The 4,554-nt window shown below is 75.0% G+C and carries 4 protein-coding genes; all 4 read right to left on the bottom strand.

Translation table 11 applies throughout. The annotated features are described in order from the left end of the window. The coding region (locus tag AB6N24_RS22670) for an AAA family ATPase (protein WP_412871618.1) at window positions 1–815 on the bottom strand (815 nt) is incomplete at its 3' end. Then, a complete protein-coding gene (locus tag AB6N24_RS22665) occupies window positions 815–2,047 on the bottom strand; it encodes an exonuclease SbcCD subunit D (RefSeq protein ID WP_412871617.1) in 1,233 nt (410 codons plus the stop codon). The genes AB6N24_RS22665 and AB6N24_RS22670, both read right to left, overlap by 1 nt. 116 nt (window positions 2,048–2,163) lie before the next feature. After that, the gene (locus AB6N24_RS22660) at window positions 2,164–2,526 is read right to left on the bottom strand and encodes an STAS domain-containing protein (RefSeq protein ID WP_412871616.1); all 363 of its coding nucleotides are present in this window, start codon (window positions 2,524–2,526) and stop codon (window positions 2,164–2,166) included. Between the two features lie 262 nt (window positions 2,527–2,788). Next, entirely contained in the window at window positions 2,789–4,453 is a 1,665-nt protein-coding gene (locus AB6N24_RS22655; protein ID WP_412871615.1) for a family 43 glycosylhydrolase, read from the bottom strand. Window positions 4,454–4,554: the final 101 nt, after the last annotated feature.

The raw sequence follows: 4,554 nt of genomic DNA, 5'->3' as shown, positions 1-4,554 counted from the left end.
GCCTCGAGCAGCCCGGCGCACCGGCGGGCGGCGTCGGCGGTCTCGGGTGCCGCGTCGTCGGCGAGCGCACGCAGCTCGTCGGCGTGCTCGCCGTCGAGCCCGGCCGCGCCGACGAAGTGCGCGGTCGCCGTGACGAGCTGCGCGCGCGCCTCGCCCGTCGCGCGCAGCGCCTCACGACGGAGCTCCTCGAGCCGACGCTGCAGGCGCTCGTAGACCTCGGTCCCGAAGATCTTCTGCAGCAGCCCGCGGCGGTGCTCCGGGTCGGCGCGCAGGAAGCTCGCGAACTCGCCCTGCGGCAGCACGATCGTCTGCACGAACTGCGCGCGGTCGAGGCCCACGACGCGCTGCAGCTCGGCGCCGGCCTCGTCGAGCCGGGTCGAGACGATCTCCCCCTCGGGGGCGCCGCCCGGAGCGCCGGGGCCGTCGCCGCCCGCCTCCGCGGGGCTCTCGGCAGGCAGCCGCCACAGCTTCACGGTCGCCTGCTGGCGCGCGGTGCCCGTGCCGCGCTTCTTCGGGCGGTCGTACGCGGGCGTGCGGCGCACGCGGAACACCCCGGCGGACGTCTCGAACACGAGGTCGACGACGCTCTCGTCCTCGGGCCCCGCGAACCCGGACCGCAGCCGGTCCTCGCTCGTCGACGCCGACGCGACCTTGCCGTAGAGCGCGAAGACGATCGCGTCGATGAGCGTCGACTTGCCCGCGCCCGTCGGGCCCTCGAGCAGGAAGAGACCGGACGCGCCGAGCTGCGCGAAGTCGACCGTGAACCGCCCGGCGAACGGGCCGATGGCCTGGAGGGTGAGCGTGCGCAGATACATCAGGCGCTCCGCTCCAGCGCGACGACGTCCTCGTACGCGCGCCGCAGGACGGTGCGCTCCGCCTCGGTCGGCTCGGCGCCGCACACGTGCGCGACGAACTCGGCGGCCACCTCGAGCGGGTCGTGGGCCGCGGTCACCTGCGCCGCCGCACGCTCGGCCCCGGTGCGCTCGGGCGGCCGGTGCTGGATCACGAGCGCGTGCGCGAACCGCTCGCGGACACGGCGGAACAGGTCGGGCGGCCGGTGCGCGTCCGTGACGGTCACGCGCAGCCAGTCCTCGGTGTGAGCGGCGCCGGCCGGGCCGAGCAGGTCCTCGAGCGGGCCGGACAGCTCGGCGAGGCGTCGCGGCACGGGCGCGGGGAGCAGGGTCACGACGGGCCCGCCGCCGCCGCGGGGGAGCTCGACGAGCGTCGTGGACTTGGCCTGGTGGAGCTCGGAGAAGGAGTAGGCGAGCGGCGAGCCGGAGTACCGCAGCACCGGACGGATCCCGTCCGCCCCACCGGTCCTGGGGGTGCCGCCGTCGGCCCGGCCGGGCCCGCCCGCACCGCCGACGAGCTGCGGGCCGTGCAGGTGCCCGAGCGCGACGTAGTCGACCCCGTGGAACACCCCGGCGGGCACGTGGTCGACGCCGCCGACGCGGATGTCGCGCTCCGACTCGCTGGGCTCCCCGCCGATCACGAACGCGTGCGCCATGACGACCGAGCGCGGCGCGGGCCGGCCCGCGGCGGACGCCTCGGCGGTCCGGCGGGCGAGGTCGGCCCGCACGAGCGCCGTCGCGGCCGTCATGACCGACTCGTGCGAGCGGGAGGGCGCGTCGAGCCGGTGGCGCACGACGTCGGGGTCCAGGTAGGGCAGGGCGTACACGAGCGCGTCACCGTCGTCCGACGGGAGCACGACGGGCGTGGCGAGGTCCCCGACCTGGGCCCGGACCCGCACGCGCTCGCGCATGAGCTCGGCGCCGAAGCCGAGCCGGGCCGCCGAGTCGTGGTTGCCGGGGGTCAGGACGACGGTCGTGTGCTCGGCGAGGCGGGCGAGGGTCGCGGACAGGAGCTGGACGGCCTCGACGGGCGGGATCGCGCGGTCGTAGACGTCGCCCGCGACGAGCACCGCGTCGACCGGGTCGGTGCGCACGACGTCGACGAGGTGCTCGAGGTACGCGGCCTGGTGGTCCAGCAGGTCGACGCCGTGCAGGGTGCGGCCCAGGTGCCAGTCGGAGGTGTGCAGCAGCCGCATGCCTCGAAACTAACCGACACCACCGACGCTGCCCGCGCGGGCCGCGCGGGTGCGCCCCGCCCGGCTCGGCCGGTGTGCTGGGGGTGGCTCGACGCGCGGCGTCGCCGCCCCCGGGCTCAGGACGCCGCGGCGTCGTCGGCCGGAGCGACGTCCTCGAGGAGGATCGCCTCCCCCATGCCGATCATCTCGAGCAGCTCGAGGACCGCGCGGTTGGGGTCGCGCAGCGTGACCGCCTGCCCCGACTCGGCGGCGGCGAGGTGCAGCTGGAGGATGAACGCGAGCCCCGACGAGTCGATGAAGCGCACGTCGGTCGCGTCGACCACCACGGGGTCGGTCGTCGCGAGCGCGAGGGCCATCGACGCGCTCGCCTGGTCGCGGAGACCTCCGTCGACCTCGCCCCACATCCGGACGCAGGTACGTCCGCCGGAGCTCACCACGTCGATCCCGCCCGTGGCCTCGGCCTGCTCGATCAGCCCCATCGCTCCTCGGCTCCTGCTCGTCAGCGCACGTCCTCGGTGCGGCGTCCGCCGACCGGCCCCCTGTTGCGTTCTCAGGGGAGAACGCGCCGGGCCTGCCCTCGGTTCCGGAGGGCTGCCCATGACGTGCCCCCGACGATACCGATCCCCACCGACACCACCACCGGAACGGCCCGAATCACCCCGGGGCATGACGGACGGCCGCCGGGAGGAACGGTCCTCCCGGCGGCCGCCGGCCGTGCGGCGCGAGCGCGACGTGGGTGCGCTACGACCGGCGCGCCGGGCGCACCGTGAGCGTCGCCGCGGCGGTCGTCGCCGTCTCGCCGTCGCCGGTGAAGACCGCGCGGTAGCGCGTCCCGGTGAGCCCCTGCTGCGCCGTGAGCGCGAGCGTGCTCGTCGTCCCGTAGGCCGTCGGCGCGGTCGTCACACGTCCGCCGGGCACCGGCGCCCAGGAGCGGCCGCCGTTGCGCGACACCTCCCACCGCACGGTCGGCGCCGGGGTGCCGGACGCCGCCGCGGTGAACGACGCGGTCGAGCCCTTCGCCGCGGTGGCGGAGCTCGGGTGGCGCGTGACCACCGGCGCTGCCGGCGCGGTGACCGTGAGCGTCGCGACGTCGCTCGTCGCGGTGCCGTGCGCGTTGCGCAGGACCGCGCGCCAGGACCGCCCGTCGTCGTCCGCCGCCGCGGCGTCGAGCACGAGGGTCGACGTGCCGTCGGCCCCGGTCACCGGCTGCGCCTCGACGGTCGTCCACGTCGCGCCGCCGTCCGCGGACGTCTCCCAGACCGCGACCGGGCGCGGGGTCCCCGTGCCGGTCACGGTCAGCTCGACGCGGTCGCCGGGGGCGGCGGTGACGTCCTGCGGCTGCGTGGTCACGGCCGGGAGGGAGACGGTCTGGTCGAACGTCGGCCAGCCGTCGACCCAGGCGATCTTCTGGATGCCGAGCGTCGGGAAGAACGGGATCTGCTCGTTCGAGGCGTCGTAGTAGTGGAACGCGAGGTAGCCGTCGGCGACGGACTGCCCGCCGGGGCCCACGATCGCGCCGTGCGCGTCGAGCACGACCGAGCCGCCACCGCCGAACAGGTCGCGCCCGTCCTTGTCGAGGTAGGGGCCCGTGACGTCCGTGGCCCGGCCGACGGCGACCTTGTAGGTGCTGTCCCCGCCCTGGCAGCAGCGGTCGAACGACACGAACAGGTAGTAGTACCCGTCGTGCTGGTAGATGTACGGCGCCTCGATCGGGTTGCCGGGCATGAAGCGGTCCGCGATGTTCACGGCCGTCTCGCGCCAGTTCGCGACGGGCTTGCCGCTCGGCCACTCGAGCTCGACGAGCCAGATCCCGTACCAGAACGACCCGATGGCCATCCACGGCGTGCCGTCGGCGCCCTCGACGATGCCGGCGTCGATCGCGTTGAACGTCGCGCCGTTCGGGAGCCCGACGACCGGGCTGGAGACGACCTCGCCCTGGTCGACCCACGCGTAGTCCGGGTCGGTCGGGTCGAGCGTGGTGTTGGTGGCGAGCGCCGTGAGCGACGTGTTCGTGCCGAAGACCGACGCCGAGTAGTAGAGGTAGTAGGTGCCGTCGTGCTCGTAGACCTCGGGCGCCCAGAGGTTGTCGAGACCGGGCAGGCGCTCGTCGAGCCACGCGGGGATCTCGGGCCAGATCGTGCCGGAGTACGCCCACGTGGTGCCCGCGTCGTGCGACGTGGCGATCTGGATCGTGCCGCCGTTCTCGCGGTTGATCCTCCCCGTCGAGAAGACGTACCAGGTGTCGCCCTCGATCACGAGCGCCGGGTCGTGGATCGGGGACGTCTGACCGACGACGGTCTTGCCGCCCGTCGGGTCCTCGGCGAGGGCCGGGGCGGTGGCGTCGCCGGTGGTCGCGAGGGCGGGGCCGGGTGCGGCGTGGGGCGCTGCGGCCGGAGCCTGACTCATATACACATCAGACGCTGCCGACGACAATCGGCTGGTGTATAAATCGGACGACGACCTAGCAGAAAAGTGGTGGGGGGGGGGGGGGGGGGGGGGGGGGGGGG

The organism is Cellulomonas jepli, assembly GCF_047229345.1.
In the GTDB taxonomy this organism is placed as follows: domain Bacteria; phylum Actinomycetota; class Actinomycetes; order Actinomycetales; family Cellulomonadaceae; genus Cellulomonas_A.
The sequence above is the reverse complement of the archived record's forward strand: the minus strand, read 5'-3'. Positions and strand labels throughout refer to the sequence as shown.